The 22,404-nt window shown below is 39.4% G+C and carries 21 protein-coding genes and 1 riboswitch; of the genes, 11 read left to right on the top strand and 10 right to left on the bottom strand.

Annotated elements, in window-relative coordinates:
* Positions 1-129 precede the first annotated feature (129 nt).
* From EOK74_RS03505 to EOK74_RS03475, 7 genes are all read right to left on the bottom strand, one after another.
* Positions 130-1,020, bottom strand: a complete 891-nt coding sequence (locus EOK74_RS03505) for a cobalamin-binding protein (RefSeq protein ID WP_239023995.1) — start codon at positions 1,018-1,020, stop codon at positions 130-132.
* Entirely contained in the window at positions 1,017-1,619 is a 603-nt protein-coding gene (gene cobO / locus EOK74_RS03500; protein ID WP_133468536.1) for a cob(I)yrinic acid a,c-diamide adenosyltransferase, read from the bottom strand. The genes EOK74_RS03505 and cobO overlap by 4 nt, the downstream gene beginning before the upstream one ends.
* Positions 1,612-3,153 carry a cobyric acid synthase gene (locus EOK74_RS03495; protein ID WP_420818921.1) on the bottom strand — a complete coding sequence of 514 codons (1,542 nt, stop codon included), beginning with the start codon at positions 3,151-3,153 and terminating at the stop codon, positions 1,612-1,614. The genes cobO and EOK74_RS03495 overlap by 8 nt, the downstream gene beginning before the upstream one ends.
* Positions 3,137-3,787, bottom strand: coding sequence for a histidine phosphatase family protein (locus EOK74_RS03490; RefSeq protein WP_133468535.1), 651 nt, complete (start codon positions 3,785-3,787; stop codon positions 3,137-3,139). Before EOK74_RS03490 ends, EOK74_RS03495 begins: the two co-directional genes overlap by 17 nt.
* A 137-nt stretch (positions 3,788-3,924) precedes the next feature.
* On the bottom strand, positions 3,925-4,947 hold the full coding sequence (locus EOK74_RS03485) for a FecCD family ABC transporter permease (protein WP_133468534.1): 1,023 nt from the start codon (positions 4,945-4,947) through the stop codon (positions 3,925-3,927).
* 2 nt (positions 4,948-4,949) lie between these two features.
* Positions 4,950-5,771: an ABC transporter ATP-binding protein gene (locus EOK74_RS03480; protein ID WP_133468533.1), complete on the bottom strand. Its 822-nt coding sequence runs from the start codon at positions 5,769-5,771 to the stop codon at positions 4,950-4,952.
* Between the two features lie 172 nt (positions 5,772-5,943).
* Positions 5,944-6,111: riboswitch (cobalamin riboswitch) on the bottom strand.
* 143 nt (positions 6,112-6,254) lie between these two features.
* The gene (locus EOK74_RS03475) at positions 6,255-7,121 is read right to left on the bottom strand and encodes a tetratricopeptide repeat protein (protein ID WP_166638706.1); all 867 of its coding nucleotides are present in this window, start codon (positions 7,119-7,121) and stop codon (positions 6,255-6,257) included.
* 218 nt (positions 7,122-7,339) lie between these two features.
* Here EOK74_RS03475 and EOK74_RS03470 point away from each other — a divergent pair, with 218 nt between their 5' ends.
* Entirely contained in the window at positions 7,340-7,969 is a 630-nt protein-coding gene (locus EOK74_RS03470; RefSeq protein ID WP_133468531.1) for a LysE family translocator, read from the top strand.
* A 187-nt stretch (positions 7,970-8,156) separates the two neighbouring features.
* Here EOK74_RS03470 and EOK74_RS03465 read toward each other — a convergent pair whose 3' ends face one another.
* Positions 8,157-8,768, bottom strand: a complete 612-nt coding sequence (locus tag EOK74_RS03465) for a PEP-CTERM sorting domain-containing protein (RefSeq protein ID WP_133468530.1) — start codon at positions 8,766-8,768, stop codon at positions 8,157-8,159.
* Positions 8,769-9,481: 713 nt separating this feature from the next.
* On the opposite strand from EOK74_RS03465, the gene EOK74_RS03460 reads away from it, so the two are divergent.
* From EOK74_RS03460 to EOK74_RS03430, 7 genes are all read left to right on the top strand, one after another.
* Positions 9,482-9,925 carry a hypothetical protein gene (locus EOK74_RS03460; protein ID WP_133468529.1) on the top strand — a complete coding sequence of 148 codons (444 nt, stop codon included), beginning with the start codon at positions 9,482-9,484 and terminating at the stop codon, positions 9,923-9,925.
* An 11-nt stretch (positions 9,926-9,936) separates the two neighbouring features.
* Complete coding sequence (locus tag EOK74_RS03455) at positions 9,937-10,149, top strand: hypothetical protein (RefSeq protein WP_133468528.1); 213 nt, start codon at positions 9,937-9,939, stop codon at positions 10,147-10,149.
* Positions 10,149-10,649, top strand: a complete 501-nt coding sequence (gene sodN / locus EOK74_RS03450) for a superoxide dismutase, Ni (RefSeq protein WP_133468527.1) — start codon at positions 10,149-10,151, stop codon at positions 10,647-10,649. Before EOK74_RS03455 ends, sodN begins: the two co-directional genes overlap by 1 nt.
* Positions 10,649-10,939 carry a S24 family peptidase gene (locus EOK74_RS03445; protein ID WP_133468526.1) on the top strand — a complete coding sequence of 97 codons (291 nt, stop codon included), beginning with the start codon at positions 10,649-10,651 and terminating at the stop codon, positions 10,937-10,939. Before sodN ends, EOK74_RS03445 begins: the two co-directional genes overlap by 1 nt.
* Before the next feature lie 524 nt (positions 10,940-11,463).
* Entirely contained in the window at positions 11,464-11,919 is a 456-nt protein-coding gene (locus EOK74_RS03440; protein WP_133468525.1) for a hypothetical protein, read from the top strand.
* A gap of 127 nt (positions 11,920-12,046) precedes the next feature.
* Positions 12,047-12,736, top strand: a complete 690-nt coding sequence (locus EOK74_RS03435) for a response regulator transcription factor (protein WP_133468524.1) — start codon at positions 12,047-12,049, stop codon at positions 12,734-12,736.
* Entirely contained in the window at positions 12,733-14,133 is a 1,401-nt protein-coding gene (locus tag EOK74_RS03430; protein ID WP_205964487.1) for a sensor histidine kinase, read from the top strand. The genes EOK74_RS03435 and EOK74_RS03430 overlap by 4 nt, the downstream gene beginning before the upstream one ends.
* A 71-nt stretch (positions 14,134-14,204) precedes the next feature.
* Here EOK74_RS03430 and EOK74_RS03425 read toward each other — a convergent pair whose 3' ends face one another.
* Complete coding sequence (locus EOK74_RS03425) at positions 14,205-15,587, bottom strand: class II fumarate hydratase (protein WP_133468523.1); 1,383 nt, start codon at positions 15,585-15,587, stop codon at positions 14,205-14,207.
* Positions 15,588-15,651: 64 nt separating this feature from the next.
* Complete coding sequence (locus EOK74_RS03420) at positions 15,652-16,035, bottom strand: hypothetical protein (protein WP_133468522.1); 384 nt, start codon at positions 16,033-16,035, stop codon at positions 15,652-15,654.
* A gap of 226 nt (positions 16,036-16,261) precedes the next feature.
* On the opposite strand from EOK74_RS03420, the gene EOK74_RS03415 reads away from it, so the two are divergent.
* The 3 genes from EOK74_RS03415 (at position 16,262) to EOK74_RS03405 (ending at position 22,391) form a co-directional block, all read left to right on the top strand.
* A complete protein-coding gene (locus EOK74_RS03415; RefSeq protein ID WP_133468521.1) occupies positions 16,262-18,310 on the top strand; it encodes a TonB-dependent receptor plug domain-containing protein in 2,049 nt (682 codons plus the stop codon).
* 202 nt (positions 18,311-18,512) lie between these two features.
* The gene (locus tag EOK74_RS03410) at positions 18,513-19,664 is read left to right on the top strand and encodes a PepSY-associated TM helix domain-containing protein (RefSeq protein WP_133468520.1); all 1,152 of its coding nucleotides are present in this window, start codon (positions 18,513-18,515) and stop codon (positions 19,662-19,664) included.
* 297 nt (positions 19,665-19,961) lie between these two features.
* Positions 19,962-22,391, top strand: a complete 2,430-nt coding sequence (locus EOK74_RS03405) for a TonB-dependent receptor (protein ID WP_133468519.1) — start codon at positions 19,962-19,964, stop codon at positions 22,389-22,391.
* The last annotated feature ends 13 nt before the right edge of the window (positions 22,392-22,404 follow it).

Raw genomic sequence — 22,404 nt, 5'->3', positions numbered from 1 at the left:
TTATGGCTTTTTTTGGGTTTTTATTCTAAGGGCTTGTAAAATAAATTGACATAAAGGCGTTAGCATTTAGTTCAAATCTAATTGTTTCTTTGCAGTCAGTTCATTCATCAATAACGCTTTTCTATTTTCTTAGTCTTGGTAAAACTTTCGTGCGGTGTCTATTTGTTCACACATGATTTTCACTTCATCTAACATTCGGGTTGTGAGTCTGTGGGTTTTGTCTGGATTGGGGTGAAATACAAAATTGTTCTTAGCTGCTGGAATATGTGGCCATTGCTGCCAATTTAAGCTGTCGCGGTTGTCAGCACTATAAGGAGCAGGTTGTATCACCACTTGGGGTAAGCTGGTGAGTACTTGTTCTAGGCCAACAATGGGATAGTCGTCTACTGCGTTTGCAAATGGGTTATTGCCACCACATAACTCAACTTGCTGCTGTAACAGGGCATTTTTCGCTACTGTGCGCAGCGGTCGCGCCCACATTTCATAAAATACTTTGACTGGTGATTTAATGCTATAGGTTTGTTTAAGCTGCTTTAAGTGGGCTAAATATTTAGTTGCTAACGTCTTCGCTGCGGCCTCTCGACCAGTGAGTTCGCCTAACATTAGGATTTCGGCTGCCACATCTTCAATCTGAGTGGGGGCTGAATACACCACCCTAAGCTGGTATTTCTCTAAGCGCTCTAGGTCATCTGCAGGATTACCGGTTTTCCAGGCGATAATTACATCGGGGTTAAGCTGTAAAATTTTTTCGATTTGTAGTCGCGCATAGTTACCAACACGCAGTATATCCTTGGCTGCTGCTGGGTAATCAGCATGGGCCGAGGTACCAATGATTTGCTCACCTGCGCCTATGGCGTAAAGTGATTCAACTAAGTGTGGTGCTAAGGCGATTATGCGCCTTTGTTGTTTTTGCTCTTGGGTTAAGGCCTTAGCGTTATCGCTAGCATGCTGATTGTCAGCAAAAGCTGGTAAGCTTAGTATGAAAGCACAAAGTGCGATTAACCCTCGAAATGTGCTCACCAATCAATTCCTCTTTGTGCCTTTATGCCATTATCAAAGGCATGTTTAACTGGGCGAACTTCACTAACAGTATCAGCTAATTCGATAATGGAACGGTGACAAGCTCGGCCGGTGACCACCACATGTTGTGCCTTCGGCCTTGCGTTTAACGCAGCAAGTACTTCATCTAGATCTATGTATTTGTAAGTCACCATATAAGTGATTTCATCTAACAAAATAACATCAACGCTTGGATCTTGAAGTAAGGTTTTACTGTATGACCAGGCAGCTTGTGCAGCTTTGATATCGCTTTCTTTATCTTGAGTTTCCCAGGTAAACCCGGTGCCCATTACGTGAAACTCAACGCCGTTTTTTTCTAATAGGTTACGTTCACCACATTCCCAGCCACCTTTAACATATTGTACTACCTTGGCATTTAAGCCATGGCCTACAGCGCGGGTAATGGTGCCAAACCCCGATGTTGATTTACCTTTACCATTGCCTGTTATTACTAGCAGTAAACCTTTGTCTTCTTGGGCGGCAGCAATTCGCTGGTCTACCTTTTCTTTTTGATTTTGCATGCGCTTTTTATGAAGTGCTTTGTCTTGTTCGTTACTCATATCTATTATTCTTGCTCATTTGTGATGTGATGAAATTTGTAATTTTAGACCAATCTAAATGGGCTTCGCAGGCATCGGCTAAGCGGTCTAATTCATGTTCTTGTTGCTGTGCGTATGTCTGTGCTTTATCTGTATCGGCGCCAGCCCAACTCAGTATGTGTTGTAAGGCTTCGGGTGAATCGAACAACCCATGTAAGTAACTGCCAGCCACTTGGTTATCGGCACTAATACAGCCATCCAATTTACCGTTATTTAAGGTACAAAATGCTTTGGTATCTGGCACTCTAATGCTTGCACCCACATGAATTTGGTAGCCTTCAATAACCACGCCTTGCTGTGAGTTATCTAGTAGTAAATAGCCTGTGCTATGTGTTAATTGTTTTTCAGCTTGTAGCTCGGTATAAATATTTAAGTAACCTAACCCCTCTGAAATTCCAGCTTTACCTTCTATGCCTAGTGGGTCGTGTATGGTGTTACCAAGCATTTGATAGCCGCCGCAAATTCCCAAAACCTTACCTCCATAGCGAAGATGCTTGGCAATATCGTGATCCCATCGATGTTGCTTAAGCAATGCTAAGTCGTCTCTGACGTGTTTACTGCCCGGTAAGATAATCAGATCACACCCTGGTATGCTTTTTCCTTGGGGCACAAAGGTTAGTTCAAGCTGAGGGTGGGCTCTTAGCATATCAAAATCGGTGTGATTACTAATACGAGAAAACACAGGCACTGCAATCCGTAAACGTACATTGTTTTTGTCGATATGCTGATTAGCTTGTATGGCGTCTTCTTCAGCTAATTGTAGGTCCATCAAATAAGGTAACACGCCTAATACTGGTTTATTGGTTCGCTCTTCTAACCAATCTAAGCCACTTTGTAAAAGTGCGATATCACCTCGGAATTTATTGATTACAAAGCCCACCACACGATTTTGCTCACTAGCAGATAATAACTCTAAGGTACCCACTAGGTGTGCAAATACGCCGCCTTTGTCTATATCAGCAACGATAATTACTGGGCAATCTGCCGCTTCAGCAAAGCCCATATTGGCGACATCACCTTCTCTTAGGTTGATTTCGGCAGGGCTACCGGCGCCTTCGACCATGACCACTTGATATTGATCAGTTAACCGCTGGTGGGACTCAAGTACAGCCTGCATCGCCACTTTTTTATAATCGTGATAAGCCTTAGCCTGCATGTTACTTATTGCTTTACCGTGAATAATGACCTGGGCACCAGTATCACTACTGGGCTTAAGTAGAATTGGGTTCATGTCTACATTGGGTATGACGCCAGCGGCTTGAGCTTGCAGGGCTTGGGCACGACCTATCTCGCCGCCATCTGGTGTCACTGCACTATTAAGTGCCATATTTTGTGGCTTAAATGGGGCTACCTTATAACCCAACCGCTTTAAACAGCGGCAAAATCCAGCAACCAATAAACTTTTACCCGCATCTGTGGTGGTGCCTTGGATCATCAAAGTGGCTGACCCACCTAAGTTGGCAGGTAAAGCGTTGGGTTTAGGCAAAGTTTTCATGTCCTAGGTCAGCAGGCATACCTATAAAGTCAACTCGCGGCAGAGCACCAGCGTAGGTTGGAATAGTAATTCTGGTCAAACTGCCATACCCAATTTCTAATTGGCTGTACCACTGTCCATCTTGCCAATCTACAGGTAATACATGTCCTAAAACTTGCCTGATTACGCCCCCATGGCAAACCAGTAAATTACGTTGGTTTTGATAACTTTCTAACAAAGATTCCCAAGCAGTTATCACTCTAGTATGAAACCCCTCAAGGGATTCACCTTTAGGTGGTGAGTGTTGTTCTGAGCTTTGCCAAAACGACGTCATTAGTGGCCAGTGTTGTGATTGGTCGTCAAATCGAATCCCATCCCACTCGCCAAAGTCACATTCTTGAAAATCTGGATTGAATTGAACATCTAACTCATGGATCCGTGCTATTTCTTCGGCAAAATCACTGCAGCGCCTTAATGGTGAGCTAATGATGTTGTCAAGATATAGTAAGTTCCTACATTGTTGATGCATTTGCTGACGGCCATTGGCACTCAGCTGAACGTCTGTTCTACCGTTTAATGCTTCAGGTCCATCTACTTCACCGTGGCGCAATAAATATACCTGTGTTGGCTGCTCTGACTTGTTTTGTTTGGTCATCACTAGTCCTTTTTATTTTCTCTACAACAGCGAATATTTAGAAGCCTAGCGTTATTTAGATTAGGAGTAATATTGTTGTCGGTACAAAAAAAAGCTGCTGTTGCTTGATTCATAATTAATGGGCTTATAGTTAGTGATTAAGTGTTTCTTTGGCGCATTGCCAATAGAAAAAAGATACTGCCGATGGCCGAGGTGATTATACCAATTGGGATTTCTTGGTCTGGCAGGGCGATGCGGGCGATTACATCAACCCATACTAAAAATGCACCGCCTAACAATACACAACCAATAATTAGAGTGCGACTTGTAACACCTAGCCAATGGCGAATAATATGGGGGATCATCAAACCTACAAATCCGATGCCACCGCAATAGGCTACGATACATGCGGTTAATGCCGCGCAGGTCGCCAAGGATAAAAAACGTAACCGGCCCACATGCACCCCTAGGGTTTTGGCATTTTCGTCACCAATTAATAAGGCATCCATATGGCGGCCGTATAGTAACAATAAAGATACGCTTACGATGAGCACGGGTAATATCACCCAGGCATACCAAGTTTCAATTCGTGCAAGACTGCCCATTAGCCAAAAGATTACTTTGTTGGCAGCAAATGGCTCTGCCATAAATAAAATAAAATGACTAAGAGCACTTAGCATAAATGAAACGGCTATACCTGCTAGTAACATGTGTTCTGTTTTACTACCAAAGGTTCGAGTGACTAAAAGCTGTACTAAAATTACCGAAAACAAGGCTCCAAAAAATGCAGCAAAAGGCAAAGCTAATGAAAAGCTTATCTCTGGAAATAGCTTTAATAATCCCATGCTTTCGGCGAAGTTACTGTCAAATAATAAAGTAGCAATACTTGCGCCTAACCCCGCACCTGACACCACACCAAATAGGTAAGGATCGGCAAGCCCGTTACGGGTAACATTTTGCAATGTTGCGCCAGCAACTGCTAATCCAGCCCCAACTAAAAAACCTACTAATACCCGCGGCGCCCGAATTTCCCAAAAAATCATCTCGTTTACCTCTGAGCTACAGCTATCAACAAGGCATGACAATAACTCTCGGTTACTAAAGTCAGCAGCTCCAAAAAATAACCCTACAATCACAGAGATAATGGCAAAGAAACATAACAACCAGAATTTCTTGTTCATAATTAACAGTCACCTTTTGTTAGATGGTGATCTGTTTGATATGGGGGATAAAAATTCACATGAAAACTTTTATTACTCGCACCTTCAGTAACAGCGCAGGGCAATCGAAATACTTCTGATAATTGCTTTGTGGTAAATACGGCCTCTGGCGTACCTTTGGCTATTAGCTTACCTTGGTTTAGTAGACATACATTATCGCAATAATGAGCTGCTAAATTGACATCATGTAAGCTCATTATAATGGTGACGTTGAGACTACGAGCTAATGAAGTTAGGAGTTGTAAAACTTGATGTTGATAATACACATCAAGATGGTTTACCGGTTCATCTAATACTATTAAATCTGCCCTTTGCACTAAAGCCCGAGCGATTAAGCCCCGCTGCTGCTCACCACCTGATAGTGAATTAAAGGTTTGTTGAGTTTTTTCGGTCAGTCCTACTTTTTCTAATGCTTGTGCAATACGCAATATGTCATCTGGGGTCGCTCTGCTGATCAAAGAAGAGTGGGGTAGTAATCCCATACGTACAATTTGTTGTAAGTTCAGTGAAAATACAGAGTCGTTGATTTGATTGACCACAGCTATTTGCTGCGCACGCTGCATTTCGCTATATTCTTTAAGGTTTTTTTGTTTCCAGAATACGTTACCTTGGCAAAATACTTGGCCTGAGAGTATTTTTAATAAGCTTGTTTTACCCGCACCATTTGGCCCTAGTACACCTAAAACTTCACCTTTGTGAACACTTATATCAATATCAGATAAGATGGCTTTTGTAGCAATCTTATAATTGATGTGCATTGCAATAAGGTTTGGTTTTTCAGGCATATGCTAGTTCTTACTAATGTTTCGGGCTCATTAAAATCATGTGTCAATCAAACCACCAAGGTGAAAAATAGCGAGCAGGAAAGCATATCGAGAATCAGCAGAGCTGTTACAAGAGTATGTTGTCCGTGTATTCCCGCACGAATATCAAATTGGCCAAAGTTGATAGGCCAACATTACAATAATGGATGAGGCTGGTATCTGACTCACGTACTTTTACATCTATTTACATAGACTAAGAACGTATACAGTTGCGGGTACAGTGCTGGCTTCTCACCAACTTCCCATTTAATTTGTATGCTTGTAACTAGAATCGTACACCACACAAAACCTTATCTTTAGGCCGCGAAATATAGCAAGTAAGTAGATGATATTCGAGGGTTAATTGGTGAGGCTGACGTGTTAATTTAGTTTCAGGCCTGATAATCATTTCGAATCATAAAAATCTTAGCAGGCCTTTATTTTTTACAATTGATTTACACTAAATCAATTAATTTGTCTGAAACTACTGGCAATAGCCATTCCAATCGCTCGTTGAACCTCGGTGTGTAATCTATTGGCACTTTCACCACTTAAAGATGCACAGGATATCTTTTCCGCACAAGTTAATTTAGAAACACGACTACCAGTACCAATTTTAGGTGAAGGTGTATTTCTTAATATTTCTAACTGTTCATCAAAAAATTGCTGCAAATCTTGAGGGTTAACCACTATGCGTTCAATATCATCATCATTACCCGGAGGAAGTGGTTGATTCAACTCTGTCAGGCGTTCTCTAGCAGAGTCTATTTTAAATGCAACCTTGTTATAAAGTGGTATTGCTTTAGCCTGTTGGTCTTTCCCAAACACTTGAGTGTCGTACATTTGTGCTAGTAAATACGTTGCCTTGGGTTGATTGTATTTAGAGGCCACTTCAAACCACTCTCTGGCTTTCTCATTATCTTGCTCTACGATTTTTCCATCCATATAAATAACACCAAGCAAATATGCTGCTTCATACGCTTTATTCTTAACGGCTCTTTCTAGGTATCTAATTCCTTTACTAGCATCACCTTTATCGCCAGACGTATATATCAACCCTATTTTATACTGCGCACTTCCTTGGTCCCACTTAGCAGCTTTCTTGTACATTTTGAGCGCTTTAGATTCACTTTTTTCGGTTCCATAACCAACTATATAAAAGTTACCTAATGTTTCCATTGCACTTGGGTGGCCTTTCTTGGCATATTTCTTAAAATCTTTGAACACTTTGACACAGTATTCACTACTGCACGATTCAAAATCAAAGGCATTTGAAAGTGTTGAAAAAGTAGTAAATACAGCAATTATTAACAATTTTTTGAAATGACACATATTAACAATATCCTTATATTGAATTTTTAAGCTGGTTGATAAGTTAAACATATTTTTGGGAAAATAAGTAACGGCTAGGGTTACAAAATGTATTTATTTGAATCTAATTGTAAAGTAACATCAGTTATATTATCTGTAGGCATTTCAAAGTACCCCCACATGGACTTGTGTTATAAAACAACTGATATGCAACCAAGCATTAAAAGTGAGCTTAACCTATGCATCTTTTGAATTTTGAAGCTTTTTTAGTGGCGATTACTCTTCTAACAATAACCCCTGGTATAGATACTGTGCTGGTAATTAAAAACTCTAGTCGCTCTGGTGGTGTGGATGGAGTAGTAACCAGCTTTGGTATTTGTATGGGGTTGTTTGTCCATGCGACACTTTCAGCTGTGGGAATTTCAGCTATATTGCTGCAATCTGTAGAACTCTTTACAGTGATTAAGTGGTTGGGTGCTACTTATCTTATTTGGCTAGGACTTGGCGCACTAAAATTGGCGTTCAAAGGGCAACATGGTATTGCAATTAATGATGTTGCAAGTCGCTCAGTTAATGTGAGCCGGTCATTAAGAGAGGGCTTTTTGTCTAATGTACTAAATCCTAAAACTGCAGTTTTTTATTTAGCATTTTTACCGCAATTTATTAACCCTGATTACTCCCCATTTTTACAGGCTATGACTATGGCTGGTATACATTTCGTTATAGCAATGGCCTGGCAATCTTGCTTAGCTGGAACTGTTAGCTCAGCAAAGCGCCTTTTTGCTAGTAGTACAGCATTGCGGTGGATGGACGGCGTAACTGGGAGCGTTTTGATTTTTCTTGGTGTTAAATTAATTAGTGACAAGTAAACAGGCACCTTATTTTAATTCACCAGAGTACTTAGAGATGCTTGTGGTTGTTTGCATTCTTCCGCTTTAAGACAAAAAAAAGCGGCTATAAAGCCGCTTTAGAGAGTTTGTTGAATTGAAAAAACGGTATAATTTAGCTTTAATACGTGTAAGGTCAATAACGACTTCTTGTTACCCCTTCACCCCCCTAACGCAATGCTCTGCGACGACTAAAAGCAATACCAGCGATTCCAATTAGTACAAGTAACAAAGCTGCAGGTGCTGGAACTTCTGCTGTTGCTTCAGAAGTTTGGATTGTCCAAGTTGCTGTAGTGGCATAATTTGCGTCAGTCGAATCTGTAGAGCTTGATAAATAAAGAACAGAGGAAGAGTTTTCTTGAGATGCATTATTTTCAAGGTAATACCCAGCAGAATTATTGCCATCGATATCAAAAACAGTGAATATTCGACAATATCCATAGCAACCATTTACATTTACAAATAAATCTTCCATTGCATCAAAAAACAAATCACTTAGTAAGGTGTTTGATATTAGCTCTGCTTCTTCTTGAGTGAATAAAGAAGTGTCAAGTGTACTCAAAACTAGGTCTTCAAAAACAACATTGTATAGAGAGTTTGCAACATTTACGTTGTATGCACCCTTAAGGGTTGTTCCTTCTAAATCTAAAACCACATCCGAAGTCTGATTGTAATCAGTAACTAAATCTCCAGTTATTGAGTTAATGAGGGTTGCTTGCGTAGATGCTGCAAATAGAAATGAAACACCAGCTAAAAAAGAATAAAGTAATTTAGATTTCATTATTAATTCCTAAGTAATTAAAGTAACAACGTATCAATTTTTTTTAGATACATACGAATTTATTTAGTAACACATAACGACAATAGCAATTTGCGGGCCATGAGGAAAACTCTTTTAAAACAAAGGTTTGCGTTGTTGTTTTTATGTTAATCTTTATTTGTGTAAAAAAAACTGACAAATGTTGGGTGTTACTTCAAATTTTCAAAAGACTTTTTAATTTACTAACTTTTCCAATTATCAAAAATCTAATTTTGGAGAATTAGATGTAGCAGTATGAGAGTTAGTTACACCTATTTGTAATTCTATAGAAGGCGACCAATATGTGGAGGGATTTACTTTAAAAAAGAAAACGGGAAAGCGCCTATACACCTTCCCGTTCGGGATTGAGTTAAGTAAAGACCAATAAACTTAACTCGAGAGCAAACACACATTAATCTAAATGATAACTATTATCAACATTGTTTATGAAACTTTTTGATATTTTTATTTCCCCATTGACAAAATTCATTTTTAGCGCATTATTGCAAATGATAATTGTTATTATTTGTATTGATCGGTCTTGATGACTATTAATCAAAATCAAACCATAACAATCTGAATATAAATACTATCTGTGACATGGGATAGCATTAAGCCTCGCATGTTAAGCATGCTTGGTTGGCATATTGACTTCAGAAATTGGTTTTATTTTTTGATCAAATTAGGGGAATGTAATGCTACAAACAGATCAAATGACTATTTGGAAAGCGCAAATATGCGCCGGTAATGAATGTTTTGAAAGGTGTCAGACTTTATCTGCATTGGCACATTATAACAAAGCTATAAGGCAGGCAGAATATTTATTAGATAACTGGATTGACCATAAAGCTGCGGTAGCTTCAGTTGTGATTAGTTATCACAACTTAGCAGATTTATATTTAAGAGAAGACAAGGCCATTTTAGCCGAGCATGAGTTAGAAAAAGTTCATAAAAAAATATCCACTTGTTTAAGTGAAGCACAGCCAAATTCTTACCGAGCCAATGCGTTAATTTGGGGCGTTAGCCAAACCTATATTGCTTTAATTAATCACCAAAAAAATCATCCTGAACATGTAATGTCAGTCCCACCTTTAATACCAAACTTATTTGAAACCACTTTTAAAAACACCCTCAACTAATAGGAAAAACAATGCGTAAAATTCAAACATTTCTTTATGCTGGGGCTCTAAGCCTATTAAGCTCAGCCGCCTTTGCACACGAAGGTCACGATCATAGTCATTGGAGTAGTGATGCTTTACATATTTTGTTTTACAGCTCTCTTGTTGCTGCAGTAGCTGCCATGACTTTTTTGGGGATAAAACAATTTAAAAATAAAGACAATAGCAAAAGCGAGGAAATATAATGCTTCATTCACTTACCACTAAGATAGATCGCATCTTAAATTTTGAGCAAGCGTCAGCACATTGTGATATTCCTTGTAAAATATATGACCCAAGTAGCGCACAAGTTGCTGCTTTAAGTGTTATCCGTTTTATTGATTTAATTAATGAGTTAGAGAGTAAAGACAGCTTAAACCTTGCTGACCATGCACAACTAGCTCGTTTAGTTCGCGAGAAAGAAATACACGCTCAAATAGTAAAAGACGAGATTGTTGTCATCTGGGGTGATTACTTCAAGCAGCCTCAATTTGAGGCTTTTCCTGACGCTAGCGAGCTAGTCCATAATATTCTCTTAACCGGCTCTGCTTGTAAGCAGCATATTAATCGAGATAAAGCAGTTGCTTTGTTGAACTTAGTGAACGATTTTGCAGAAATGTTTTGGGCCACTAAAGGGGTTGATATTTACATTGCTACTTGCCCATACCCGCCAAGTGAGTCGGTTGTCTACCCTAAATTAGCTTAATGTTTAAAGTAAAAATTCACAGAGTGGTAGGGCATAGTATGCACCCTACCTTAATGAATAATGACTATGTTATTTGTGGAATATGGCCAGGCTTTGCAGCAAGAAATGGGTGTTTGGTTGTGGTGTCTCATCCGCAATTACACACAATCGTCAAACGTGTTGAAAATATAGACTGCTCAGGCCGATTAAGACTTTCTGGTGATTCTGATTCAAGTATAAGTTCTGACGATATCGGCTGGGTTGAAAGGAAGTACATAGTTGGACGGGTGATATTTTGTATCTCAGCCTAGATATTTTATTCGCATACATATTTAGTTGAAGATAAAAAGATATCAGAAACATGCTAACAAATGCTGTAGCTTTAGTTTACTGGCGTTTTCTTACATTTCGATGATGACTTTGGTCAATATAATTATAAAGTGAGGAGTGTTTTGTTTGTCTTTTGCCAGAATGGGTTAAAAGTACTTTATATAAGCAATACAGTAAGCCAATTAAGGCTATAAATGCCAAATCGAATAATAAGTAATGTAGCCATTCACTTTGTAATGAATGAGTTACTTTAACTTCTGTTGAAAAAGAATATGTACTTTGGGCACACAATCCAAGCACACACACAAGTTTGTTTATCTTATTCATCTTGCGATCCTACTAGCCTTACACTTCACGCTACTTAATTCTAAGCAAACCAGAATTAGCTTGTTGTATTTTAAGATACTCCAATATTATATAAATGCAAATGATAATTGTTATTATTTACTTGTGCCGGGCAATAATGTATCTTTTAGGCACTCATACAAGATTTGAAGGAAGAGCAATGACAATTAACTTTCTTTGTCCTACACACAGGGATTGGGTTTATTTTCATCCTCAAGAAGCATTAACTTATATAGAAGAAGCGCAGCAGCAAGGTGAGACGTTGCTAGAAAAACAAGATTGGCAACAAGCCACTGCGTTTCTTGGGTGTGCATTCGAAACAACTACGATACTCATGGAGCTTCAAGGAGTAGGGAGGTCTTATATGCTTTCTAGGTTAACCTCACTGGCAATTTTGCTTGCTAATAGTTTCAATAAACTCAGTGTGCCCGATAATGGAATGGCAATATTAAATCTGGCCAAGAAGCTGCTTCAGTCAGCGGCAGACCTGTCTTTGGGTAATAAAGGTAAATTGGATTACATACAGCAATGCCTTTTTGCCATTACTACAAGTCAAGAGCAAAACAGGGAAAATCTACCATATCAGCAGATTGAGCCATTTAGACATATTCATTAATAAGCCAATACTCATACGTAGAAATCGTTATCATTAAGGTTTTTATTACTATGTGATAGCATGCGCCCTGAGTAAACCGATTTAACTTGCGTTGTATTAACGCCCTTATAGCTACTGGATATTTAAGATGGGCAGAGCTCATATTTTAATTGTTGAAGATGACCAAGTATTAAATGATCAGCTAGCTGATTTATTACGAAGTAAAGGTTTTTTGATTAATCAATGCCATGATGGTCAACAGGGGTTGTTGTCTGCGGTTAAACACAAGTTTGATTTGATCCTACTGGATGTACTTCTGCCTTCATTAAATGGGTTTTCAGTTTTAAATACTCTGCGAAAGACTAATCAAACGCCTGTTATGATGTTGACAGCTTGTGGTGCTGAGCAAGAAAGAATTGAAGGTTACAGTAAGGGGGCAGATGACTATTTACCTAAACCCTTTAACCTAATGGAGTTAATGTTACGTATAGACGTATTATTGCGTCGAACAGGAATATCAACAGCGCTGCCTTTTACAAAAAATACTCTATCGGCTAATGGACTAATATTGGACAAAATAACGCAACAAATTAGCTATCATGAGCAAAGTATTACCCTAACGCCCATTCAGTTTCGATTATTATTTACTTTAGTTGAAAACCAAGCTGAGGTATTGAGTAAAGCTTATTTATATCAAACTGTACTTGAGCGATCGTTTAGCCGATATGATCGCACTTTAGATATGCATTTAAGTCGCGTCAGGAAAAAGCTCATTCAAGCTGGCATGTCAGCTGAATGTCTGGCCACTGTGCATGGTAAAGGGTACGTATTTAAGTGAAGAACCGTCTACTTATTAAGCTGTGTTGTATTATTGGTGCGGGTACTGTTTTGTTGTTTTGGATGATAGATATTCTCAGCAACCAAGCTGAGCAGAGCATGAGCTTTATCGACGAGCAGTATAAACAAGAGTTACAAGATTACGCCAAACAAGCTGAAGATATTTATAGTAAGCATGGCAAAGATGCATTAGATATCTGGTTAGAGGAATTACAAGAAAAGGAGCAAACTTGGGCGGCGGTTGCGGCTTCTAATGTGGTAACTGTGTCTGATTCGGATTTGAGAGATAAGTATGTTGAAGGCATTAAACTTGGGAGAAGTCTTGACTGGATGATCCATCTTTATTTTGATTACAATCCCATTATGGATATTCCTTTTACTGATAAAAATACCCACTTTTTAATCCAATTACCCCAACGTATGCGACCTGGAAAATACTACACTCATGCAGGTTTAGCTATTAAGTTTGCGTTGCCTTTGATTTTGTTATCTTTGCTTTCTTTGGTCTTGTATCAACATTTGATGTCGCCATTACGTCGATTAGAAAATGCTACCAAACAATTCAGTGAAGGTAATTTTGATGTGCGTATCAATGCGTCACTAGATTCGAGAGACGACGAATTAACTGCTCTGGCAGACACCTTTGATCACATGGCCGATCGTACAAGTAAATTAATTGCTAGCCAAAGGCAAATGTTATCTGACTTATCCCATGAGTTACGTACGCCTTTAACCAGAATGGATATGGCTGTGGATTTTTTAGAGCATCAGCTCGACCCTAAAAAAGCGGCAGATAGACTTAGATACGAAGCAGCCAATATGCGGGAGTTGGTAGAAGATGCATTAACACTTGCTTACTTAGACACAGAGCGGCCAAAGCTTAACAATGAAACCTTTGATTTAGCAGAGCTTATCAATGTGATTTGCGAGGACTCGCGCTTTGAATACTCAAATCATACCCTTATTGCTAATTTGCCAGAACAAGCTGTAATCAAAAACAGTAGTCAAAGAGCACTTGGGCAGGCTATAGAAAATGTTATCCGCAATGCACTGCATCATACGCCACTCACTAAACAGGTGACTGTATTTCTATCTAAAACCGACACACTGTATTCACTAGTTATTGAGGATGAGGGGCAGGGGGTACCTGAAGAACTACTTGAAGAAATTTTTAAACCATTTTTTCGGGTAGATAAGGCCCGTACTTTGTCTGATGCTCAAAGAGAGCTTAAAGTGGGGCAAAAACGTAATGGTTTTGGTTTAGGACTAGCCTTAGCTCAGCGACAAATAGAAGCCGTGAAAGGCAATATAAAAGCCAGTAATCATTACTCACATGAAGGTAAAATTTTGGGTTTAAAGATTAGTATTGAGCTACCTATAGTGAGTGAATACGCATGATGCCATTCAGCACTTGGATTAACCCCTGTGGTGCTGAATGGTTGTTATATAAAAAGTTTTACCAGTAATGGTTATTGTATGCCGCCGTGGGTGAGTTTTTCAGGATCCAGCAATTTCGCTAATTCTTGTTTATCCATGCCTGTTTCTTCACTTGCCACCTCAATAATCGCGCGGTTTTCAGCGTAAGCGAGTTTGGCTATTTTAGCTGCTTTTTCATAACCAATCACTGCGTTTAGGGCGGTGACTAAAATAGGGTTACGGGTTAATGCTTCTTTAAGTTTTTCTTCTTTTACCACAAAGGTTGCTATAGCCTTATCTGCCAATAACTCACTTACATTACTAAGTAGCTCAATACTGTTTAGCAAATTATGGGCTATCACAGGTAGCATCACGTTTAGTTCAAAGTTACCTGATTGCCCAGCAATACTAATAGTGGTGTCGTTGCCTATTACTTGGGCACCAACCATAGCGGCGGCTTCTGGGATAACTGGGTTGACCTTGCCAGGCATGATAGACGAGCCAGGTTGCAGCGCTTCTAGTTCTATTTCGCCCAGGCCTGCTAATGGGCCTGAGTTCATCCAACGTAAATCGTTAGCAATTTTGATGATAGAAACCGCTGTGGTTTTCAATTGTCCAGATAACGACACCGCAATATCTTGGCTACCAATGTGGCTGAAAAAATTCTCTGCTGGAGTAAAGGTTAACCCTGTTAGCTGGCTAAGCTCTTGGCTGAACTCGTCTGCAAAGTCTGGGTGAGCATTAATACCTGTACCTACAGCTGTACCTCCTTGAGCTAGGCTATGCAAGTCTGGGAGTAGGGATTCAATATGCACTATATTTTGATCGATTTGATTCGCCCAGCTAAGTAAGCTTTGGTTAAACCTTACCGGCATGGCATCCATTAAATGGGTGCGCCCTGTTTTTACATGGTGTCTCACTGTACTGGCTTTTTGTTTAATGGTTACCGATAGGTGTTGTAAAGCTGGAAGGAGTTTGGTGTTTAGCTCTATAGCAGCACTTACATGAATACAGGTTGGGATAACATCATTACTACTTTGACCATAATTAATATGATCATTTGGCCCAACTTTATCTCCGTACAAATTCGTTGCAAGGGTAGATAATACTTCGTTAGCGTTCATGTTCGAGCTTGTACCTGATCCAGTTTGAAAAATATCTACTGGGAAGTGACTCATTAACCTTTCATCAGCTAGCAGGCCTGTAGCTGCCTGATTAATAGCAGCCCCCATCTTATCTGGAATAGCGCCAAGCTTAACGTTTGCGGTAGCGGCAGCTGATTTTATTTTGATCAATGCACGGATAAAAGACTCAGGCATGGCTTGTTGACTAACTGGAAAGTTATTTATGGCCCGTTGAGTCTGCGCTCCATATAGTGCATCAGTTGGGACAGCTAATTCGCCCATGCTATCTCGTTCAATACGGTTTGATGTCATAGATTTTTCCTCTTTTGATAATCTAGATACATATTTATAAATATGACTTTTTATAGAGATAATACTAATGGAACAAATAATGCCCCATAATTCGAAGTTCTTTAAATAGACGGGCTAATTCAGATTTTTCCGAGACTGAACGAGTAATCCGCTGTAATGAAAATAAAGGTTGATGAATATGGTCATAGCACTGCGTACGCCAGTGTAAGGGAAGGTATTCATCAGCTGCGGTATCTAAGAGTAGATTAAAGTGTGATAGTAAAAGAGCTCTTTTTTGGTTAACTAATAGTCTATTGTCCACACGTAAATATTTTTTTAATAGTGTTGGGTTATCTGGCTCTAACCCGAACCTAATTTTATCTTCTAGTTTGATTTCTTCATTAGACATTTTGTTTTCATATAAATAGGTCTCTATTTGAGTTGAATTAGAAATAAATTTGTAACCCATATAACCAAGCCCCTCTCTAGTTTTTTAAACAATCTATAATAAACAGACTTTAATGCAAATAAGAATGAATGTTATTTGCATTTGATTGTTATCTATTTGTCATGAGTAGCCAATGAGTGATTAGCCCAAATGTAACAATTGTAAAAGTAGTACCTTTTCCAAATTGATTGAATGAGAATACTTCTCAATAGTATTTTGTTGTAGTTTTATTCTAACGGAGCTTTTTTTGAAAAATTTAACACTTAATTTAACACTGATAAGCGCAGCTTGTGCGCTTTCTAGTGGTCTTACTTTTGCCGCAGTCCAAGAATCAGAGAATGCCGCTGCAGTTGAGAAAATCTCAGTTGTAGGTGCGGCCTCCAACTTAGTGATCACCGCTGAAGACTTAGAGCAATTTCAAGCAAATGACTTAGCCGATATCTTCCGTACAACCCCTTCAGTTGCAGTAGGCGGCTCTGTAGGTGTAGCACAAAAAATATATATTCGTGGATTAGAAGACTCATACCTTAATGTTACGGTAGATGGTGCACAACAAACATCGACTTTATTCCACCACGTTGGCCGTGTGACCTTAGATCCTGATTTGTTGAAGCAAATTGATGTACAAGCAGGAGCTGGAGAGGCAACGAGTGGCCCAGGCGCTATTGGTGGGTCAATTAGCTTTAAGACGAAAGACGCTCAAGACTTGTTAAGTGATGAAGAGCAATTTGGCGGACGCGTAAAAGCCAATTACTTTAGCAATAACGGCACACGCTTAAGTGGAAGCGTTTACGGTAAGGTAAGTGATGATTGGGGACTATTAGGTTATTACAGCACGATAAATCGTGACAATATGGAAAATGGTGATGGCGAGGAAATTCTCGGCTCAGCTGCAGACCAAGATTTATTATTTTTAAAAGGTAGCGGCACAATTGGTGAACATCACTATTTGTCTTTTAGTGTTGAGCAGCGTGATGAAGAAGGAGAGTTTTCGGCTCGTCCAAACTGGATGGTAGCAGAAGGGGCTGCACTTTATTCAAGTGAAGCAGAGCGTGAAACCTACGTGGCCAACTATGCGTTTGATTACGATAATGCAGTATACCTTGAAGCAACAGCCTACCAAACAAACTCGTCTTTTAGTGGTGGTCGTTTTGCTTGGTTAGCAGATATAGACACCTTTGGCTTAGACATACGCAACACCACTGAACTGACTAACCATAAATTTGTTTACGGGGTGGACTATCGCAGCGATGAAGTGGAAAGTGGCTCTGTTGGAGGTCCTGTTGAAAATAGAGAAGAAGGCACTGTACTTGGCGTTTATGGTCAAGGCCATAGTGATATCACGTCTGATTTATTAGTAAGTTATGGTGTGCGTTTTGACAAATACACTTTTGATCAAAGCATCTTACTTGAAGAGTATTATGGAGATCTAGTAACGGCTGAAGCAGTATCACTCGACGATAACGAAGTCAGTTTTAACCTAGGGGCTTTATATACCTTAAGCGACGAATGGGCTATAGGTCTAGGTTATGCGCAAGCTGCCAGAGGTAAAGAGATTGGAGACGGTTTCACTATAGATGGTGTGCTTTGGAAAGGTCTACCTGTAGTAAATGAAGATTTAGTCCCTGAAACAGTAGCTAATATTGAAGCGTCTATTGAGTATAGCGATGACAATTTAAATGCTAAATTTACTGTATTCAACTCTACCATAGATGATGTTATTTCAGCTGACTTTAATGGTGATGCCATTTATACCAACATAGGTGAGCTTGATACGGCCGGTTTTGAATTTGATGTAGCATACCAAGTTGGCGACATCGACTTATTCCTTGGTTATTCATCAGTATCTACCGAACTTGCGCCTAGAGATGACTTATATAGTAATGCTAGTTATTCATCTATTGATATCAATGGCTATGAGTTTGATGGTTTAGGAAATAGTCGCGGTGATACCTGGTTACTGGGTGCTGATTATAATGTAACTGATGATTTAATCATTGGTGCAAGTATTAATCATGTAAATTCACTCAGTATCGATACCCTGCACGGAGCGCTGGAAGCCGGTTGGACAGATGCGATTTATCGTTTAACCAAACCTGCCTACACAACGGTTGACGCTTATCTAGATTTTGAAGTGGCGCCTAATTTTAAAGTGAATCTAGTCGTTACTAACTTGCTAAACGAACAATACATAGATCACTCTAGTGTTGCTGACTATAGCGAAGTATTTGGTTCGGTAGTGGGACCAGATGAAGCGGGTCGCGATATTAGAGTATCTGTTACCTTTGATTTTTAGTGATAATTTAATAATCTGTAAAGATTTATAAATCTTGAAACGCTCTAGTCTCGTTTGCGATGCTGGAGCGTTTTGGTAAATGTGCCAAGAGCTTTTAGTGCTTTAGAAAGTGATAGGTTTTGTTAGTTTCAAAGCCTTATAGAAGCTCTTATTAACACAAGGGAAGCAAAGACTTCCTATTTATAAAAAACATAGGGTACCCATGTTACGTAAAACTATATTTTGGGCTCACTTGGTGGTGGGCGTATCGGTTGGGGTCGTAGTGTTTATTATGTCGGTTACGGGGGTTTTGCTGACCTATGAAAAGCAGATTAAAGATTGGGATGAAGCTCGCCATGTTTCTGTGCCCTTGGATAATCAGCAAAGGTACACCACAGACCAAGTATTAGCCAAACTGCAATATATGCATCCACAAGAAACTCATTTTTACATACGTTGGGTTAATGAAACCGGTAGGCCCATCCCTGCATGGGCTGGCCCTCAGCGTTATTTAATTTCTCCCTACTCGGGAGACATTATAGAGACTGGACAAAGTTGGCTGGGTGAAGCATTTCATATCATAACTGATTTACATAGATGGCTTGCTTTACATGGCGAAGAGAAAGCTGTTGGTAAAGAAATTACGGCTTACAGTAATGTTTTATTTCTGTTTTTGATTATATCGGGGGCGTATCTATGGTTGCCCCGGAAGTCTCGTTGGTCGGCTATTAAGCCTCATTTACTATTTAAAACGAATCCTAAAAATCGCCACGCTAAGTATTTCAACTGGCATCATGTATTTGGTTTTTGGGCGTTAATACCCCTTTTGGTTGTGGTAAGTACTGCAACTATTTTTCACTTTGATTGGGTTAACCAAACCTTATATGGTTTCTATAATGAGGAACCAGCAAAACGTCCAAAGAGAGAAGCATTACCTGAATTAGTAACAGGGGCGTTTTCCTATGAAGCTTTATTTCAAGAAGCAAAACAATATGCAGCTGCCAATATTGCCGATAGTGACAATCAAGAGTGGTATTCAATGTGGCTAGAGTTTGGTCGTGTTGAAGGACAACTGCGCTTTTATATCGACCCCAGTATTGGTAATAACCCTGAAAATGCTTATGCATTATTTCTTGACGTAAATACCGGTGAGGTGTCGAGGGTGCAAAAATATTCCGATTGGACTCCAGGGGGGCAGGCTTGGACTGTGGGGCGTTATCTTCATACTGGTGAATATTATGGGCTGATTGGGCAAACTATTGCAGGCTTAGCTTCGCTAGCAGCATGTTTTTTAGTTTATACCGGTTTTTTACTCTCATGGAGACGTTTAGTTTTACCATATTTAAGTCGTAGGCCTGTATCGAGTAAGCCTTAAAATATCATTCGAACACCTTCATTTAGAAAAAAATAGTAGGTTGCTTATTAATTTTTACTTAACGCTGACTCAGTTAATTAGTTGCGTCTTATTGCCTCAGCCCTACTTTGAAGCTGGTGCTTTCATTATAAAATACATAACGTTTCAGCAGCATATTAATAAAAATATCTATATCTGGTTATTAAATGGTTTATTTTTGAGCTAATGCCCAGCTATGGAATTAATGACTATTGCAAATGATATCGATTATCATTATTATTCTGAAAAATTATAGACTTAATTATTCAGGACACAATAATGCATTTCAAATACAAAGCTTCGTGGCAAGTATCTTTAGCTGTTTCAATCGCCTTGACCTCAATTTCAGGGTATTCAAATGCCCAAGAAACTGAGGTGAAAGAGTTAGATAATTCAGAGCTCGAACAAATAACTGTGTATGGCAAGCATAATCAATTGATTATGGAGTCAGGTACTGCGACTAAGTCGAATATGAGTTTAATGCAAACGCCAGCAGCAGTTGTTGTTGTTGATAAGTTGTTATTCACCGAACAAGCAGGTGCGACACTTCAAGAGTCATTACGTAACGTCAGTGGTTTAAGTCAAGCTGGTAACAACTATGGCGTGGGAGATAACTTATCTATTCGTGGTTTAGGGGTGAACTATGCTTATGATGGAATGTATGGTGGTGCTGATTTAGAAAATAGCTATAACCCTACACGTACTATGACTAATGTTGAAAGTGTTGAAGTATTAAAAGGCCCAGCAACAGGTCTATATGGTATGGGAAATGCTGGTGGAGTAATCAACTTAATTGAGAAAAAACCACAACAAGAAGAAGCTTACGAAGTACGTGCCACATTAGGGCAATGGAACAATTATGGTGTGATGGTAGATGCTACCGGTGGTATAACTGACGATACCGCTTTTCGTATTGTGGCAAATTATGAAACCACAGACGGATACCGTGACGTTAGTCAAGAGCGCGCCGAGCTATATGCATCTTTGAGTCATGATTTTTCTGATGACAATAAAGTGTTGGTTTCAGCAGCCTATATAGATGATGCCATTCAGGTTGATTCGATTGGGCATCCGGTACGGTTAATTGACTTGAGCTTATTTGATGCAGAGCCGGGCAGTATTACTGCTGATGACTTTGTAAATGGTGACGCTGATGCAGGTGGTTTACAACTTACTGAAGAGCAAATACAAACCTTAGTCGATACATTAACAGCTACCGATGGTTGGCAGCCTTATGATTTGGGAGATACAAGTTTAATCTCGCCTATTTCTACCCCTAATGATGGTGAAGAGCTGCGCATTAAAGCACGTCAGGATCTTGACCTTGCTGATGACTGGTTTTTGATGCACCAGTTACAATTTAGAAGTTATTCAACTGATTACATACGTCAAACCGCGGCTTATAACTATATTTACCATGATCGCAATGGGGTCATAAACCTCGATCCAAGGGCACCTTTAGTTGAAGATGATGTGTTGTATCCGTTTGCAGCTCGTCGCCAAGAGTATCGAAACATTACCGCGCAAGAAGATACTTGGCAGTACTTTGCTGATTTGAGAAATAATTGGAGTTCAGGTGCTTTACGGGGTGAGCATTTAATGAGCTTTAATTACGAGTATCGTGACATGGAGTATCAGCAATTGTCTATTTGGGATGCGGACGATACTAGAAGTGACCCTGTACCCTACATCTATGATATTCGAGAGCCAAATTGGCCTACAGGTACTTTCGATGACTATGTTACAGATTATACTACAGCTGGCTCGCTTCGCAGTAAATATGATAAGACTGCATCGGCTTGGGGCGTGAGCTTTCAAGAAGTTGTATATTTTAGCGATGCTTTAACTGCCAGAGCGGGTGGGGCATATAGCGGCGTGTCACAAACTTATACTAATCAAACAACGGATAGCAATCCTGAATATGATACAGATGACAATGGTTTTACTTATAACTTAGGGTTGAATTATCAATTTTCAGATCAATTAGCTACCTTTATTAATCATTCAAAAGGTAGAACGGCTTATAGTATTTTAGGCAGTTTAAGTGCCGATGATAATCGCCCTGATGCTGAATCGGTTTCTTGGGATTTGGGTGCTCGATTTACTGCATTTGATGAAGAGCTTTTAGGATCAATTGTATTTTTTGACACGGCTCGAACAAATTTACGTTATAGCAACCCTTTGTTTGAAGATGATCCTGAAGATGCCGCATATAACATTGATGTGCCTGAGTACTATTACGATGAGCAAGATAGAACTCAAGGTGTTGAGCTGGATTTAAATATGATGTTAAACGAGCAATGGTCACTAAACTTCAATGCTACCTATCAAGATGCAATTACAGAACCTGGTGATCATGCTGCTAGTCAAGCTGAAGAGCAAACTAAAGGTATTCCTGAAACATTTGCAAGTTTGTGGACAAGTTATAGTTATGAATTCGATGGCTTGATTAACCCTGTTAAGTTCAGCATAGGTATGACTTATGAGGATGAACGTTCTATTTCAGCTTCTGCATTTGGAATTGATTATGCAATTGTTGAGGCATATACGGTATGGGATGCAGCAGTCACTTATCAGGGAGATAGCTGGGATTTACAGCTTAATATTGATAATTTAACGAATGAAAGTTACTACAGTAAAGCGATGTATTTGGGTGGCCTACCAGGCGAAACTAGAAATGCTAAGTTAACTGCCACTTACCATTTTTAAGTAAGGGCTTATA

Source organism: Paraglaciecola marina, from assembly GCF_004360155.1.
In the GTDB taxonomy this organism is placed as follows: domain Bacteria; phylum Pseudomonadota; class Gammaproteobacteria; order Enterobacterales; family Alteromonadaceae; genus Paraglaciecola; species Paraglaciecola marina.
Note: the sequence above shows the minus strand (reverse complement) of the source record. Positions and strands in the feature narration are given on the sequence as shown.

Bases quoted from the DNA above. Each gene is read 5' to 3' on its own strand.
- EOK74_RS03465 (WP_133468530.1), bottom strand. From the start codon at position 8,768: ATGAAATCTAAATTACTTTATTCTTTTTTAGCTGGTGTTTCATTTCTA.
- EOK74_RS03460 (WP_133468529.1), top strand. From the start codon at position 9,482: ATGCTACAAACAGATCAAATGACTATTTGGAAAGCGCAAATATGCGCC.
- EOK74_RS03440 (WP_133468525.1), top strand. From the start codon at position 11,464: ATGACAATTAACTTTCTTTGTCCTACACACAGGGATTGGGTTTATTTT.
- EOK74_RS03420 (WP_133468522.1), bottom strand. From the start codon at position 16,035: ATGGGTTACAAATTTATTTCTAATTCAACTCAAATAGAGACCTATTTA.
- EOK74_RS03425 (WP_133468523.1), bottom strand. From the start codon at position 15,587: ATGACATCAAACCGTATTGAACGAGATAGCATGGGCGAATTAGCTGTC.
- EOK74_RS03475 (WP_166638706.1), bottom strand. From the start codon at position 7,121: ATGTGTCATTTCAAAAAATTGTTAATAATTGCTGTATTTACTACTTTT.
- EOK74_RS03455 (WP_133468528.1), top strand. From the start codon at position 9,937: ATGCGTAAAATTCAAACATTTCTTTATGCTGGGGCTCTAAGCCTATTA.
- EOK74_RS03410 (WP_133468520.1), top strand. From the start codon at position 18,513: ATGTTACGTAAAACTATATTTTGGGCTCACTTGGTGGTGGGCGTATCG.
- EOK74_RS03490 (WP_133468535.1), bottom strand. From the start codon at position 3,787: ATGACCAAACAAAACAAGTCAGAGCAGCCAACACAGGTATATTTATTG.
- EOK74_RS03445 (WP_133468526.1), top strand. From the start codon at position 10,649: ATGTTTAAAGTAAAAATTCACAGAGTGGTAGGGCATAGTATGCACCCT.
- EOK74_RS03485 (WP_133468534.1), bottom strand. From the start codon at position 4,947: ATGAACAAGAAATTCTGGTTGTTATGTTTCTTTGCCATTATCTCTGTG.
- EOK74_RS03405 (WP_133468519.1), top strand. From the start codon at position 19,962: ATGCATTTCAAATACAAAGCTTCGTGGCAAGTATCTTTAGCTGTTTCA.
- EOK74_RS03435 (WP_133468524.1), top strand. From the start codon at position 12,047: ATGGGCAGAGCTCATATTTTAATTGTTGAAGATGACCAAGTATTAAAT.
- EOK74_RS03495 (WP_420818921.1), bottom strand. From the start codon at position 3,153: ATGAAAACTTTGCCTAAACCCAACGCTTTACCTGCCAACTTAGGTGGG.
- sodN (WP_133468527.1), top strand. From the start codon at position 10,149: ATGCTTCATTCACTTACCACTAAGATAGATCGCATCTTAAATTTTGAG.
- EOK74_RS03480 (WP_133468533.1), bottom strand. From the start codon at position 5,771: ATGCCTGAAAAACCAAACCTTATTGCAATGCACATCAATTATAAGATT.
- EOK74_RS03470 (WP_133468531.1), top strand. From the start codon at position 7,340: ATGCATCTTTTGAATTTTGAAGCTTTTTTAGTGGCGATTACTCTTCTA.
- cobO (WP_133468536.1), bottom strand. From the start codon at position 1,619: ATGAGTAACGAACAAGACAAAGCACTTCATAAAAAGCGCATGCAAAAT.